This is a genomic window from Microcystis sp. LE19-84.1B (genome assembly GCF_027531875.1).
GTDB lineage: Bacteria > Cyanobacteriota > Cyanobacteriia > Cyanobacteriales > Microcystaceae > Microcystis > Microcystis panniformis.
In genome coordinates, this window is sequence record NZ_JAPZSR010000283.1 from 1 (window position 1) to 1,786 (window position 1,786).

Consider the following 1,786-nt stretch of genomic DNA (forward strand, 5'->3'; position numbering starts at 1 on the left):
TCCAGATACAGTCAACGGTACAGCCATTTTCAAGTAAAAAATGTACCCAGTAGCCTCTTTTCAATTTTTTCTTAGAAGCGACCTGCAGTAAGGGTTTTGTTAATTTTTTAGTATTTATGTATGGGGGAAGTCCAGTTATATGAATAGATTGATAAAGCTTGTTCTCAAGCCACTAAAAGCCGATCAGTTCTTTGTGTGATCAGTTTAACTTACTGTGGCTGTGCCAAGGGTAGCACCTAAAAGATCAAGAAATTGACGGCGATCGAGAGACATATTCTCAGAGCAGATGTTTCGATGAGCAATTATCCTATCGATCGCTACCTTGGCAGAGAAAATTTTTTATTTTTACCTGTCCGCTATAAGATGTCAAATTTTTTGAGTAATTGCCAGGGAATTTAAAAAAATTTGTTTACTCAAATTAAGAGTTAAATTTGGAAGGTTTCTAGAGCGCGTTTTTCCTCAGGTGGGGATGGAAAAAATCCCATTCCCACACTTTTCAATTTATCGTTTTTGTTTGAATTGAGAACCGATGCCCAAAAGTCCTAAACCCAATAATCCTAAAATTGCCGAAGGTTCGGTAATTTGCGTACTACTGGCAGTCAGGGTGAGCGTATCTTAACAATTGTCAATGGCGTTTGAGATGCGCTCACCCTAGCCTTAAAAGGCTTATTTTCGCTGCTTGTTGGATACTGAACCCATCCCCAGTAAACCCAATGCCAATAACCCCAGAATCGAGGAAGGTTCTGGAACCGTTGGAAATGGATCTGGACCGGTACTGGGTGATAAAAATCCTTTGGAAGGATCACCCACGTCTCCAAAACCAACAAGATCGAGGGAATTAAACTGAGTTATAACTTCTACATAGGTCTCTTCTCCTTCTAGTACCCTGAAACTACCGCGATCGGGGAAATCCGTAAAATAAATGAAATCTGCACTAGCGATAGGATCGGCAACATTTGGGGTGTTCACAATCGTGATTTTTAATGGCAATGTTTGAGTGAAATCTGGGTCGGAGGAAGTAGTATTGACTATCAGATCAACCCCATCAATCTGAGTGCCTAGAAAAATAGTGCCATTACGGTAATACAAGCGCCCTGCAACAAAGTCTTGACCCTTGGGCTGATCGGTAAAGTCAGAAGGAATAAAGGACAATATATTGGTAAAAGATGAATCATTGAAAGGCGTTCCCCATTCGATGGTGTTGGTTCCGATACCCGTGTATACTGAGCCAGGGATCGTGATGGGGTTGTCAAAATAGCCTGTCACTGTCCCTGTACCTGAGACAACCCCTGCAAAGGCAGGAGAATGGGCAATAAATGGCAAGCTGATAATGCTTGCTAAAACGAATCGGGCATTTTTGTTCATGATGTTTCTCTTGATTTAATAACTGTATTCGTGACAATCTCCTAAGTAGGGTTTGCGGCAAAAAGTTTGTTGGTGGGGTTAGGAGTCAGTAGCCGGTCGTCAGGAGTCAGGAGTCGGGAGTTTCAGGCTTTGTTGCCCTCTCTTTTTTGTACCAACCTATGTACTACAAAAAGGATAATGCAAGGTTTTTGATGGTCCCAATCCGATTTTCGCAGCATGAACATCGGATTTTAACAGGTCAAAAGCCTTATTTTAAAAGGGTTTTACCATTATTCAGCAAACCCTAAGTACAGGAGAAAAAGCTTGAAAAATAGGCAGGAGTAGGGTTTGGGCTCTTCTGGTTTCTGTGTGGAAACGGGGTCTATACTGATAGTTTCTTCAGCAAAATAGTCCTAAAAGTCTTTCCCAGTAAATATTTCAC

At 41.3% G+C, this 1,786-nt stretch carries 1 protein-coding gene and 1 pseudogene; both read right to left on the minus strand.

Features of this window, described 5'->3' with window-relative positions; all coding sequences use genetic code 11:
* Window positions 1–501: 501 nt before the first annotated feature.
* A pseudogene (locus O9324_RS16150) lies at window positions 502–588 on the minus strand (PEP-CTERM sorting domain-containing protein); the annotation flags it as partial.
* A 78-nt stretch (window positions 589–666) separates the two neighbouring features.
* Complete coding sequence (locus O9324_RS16155) at window positions 667–1,365, minus strand: choice-of-anchor K domain-containing protein (protein WP_288140705.1); 699 nt, start codon at window positions 1,363–1,365, stop codon at window positions 667–669.
* Window positions 1,366–1,786 lie beyond the last annotated feature (421 nt).

Coding starts and splice junctions, on each gene's coding strand:
- O9324_RS16155 (WP_288140705.1), bottom strand. CDS start 1,365: ATGAACAAAAATGCCCGATTCGTTTTAGCAAGCATTATCAGCTTGCCA.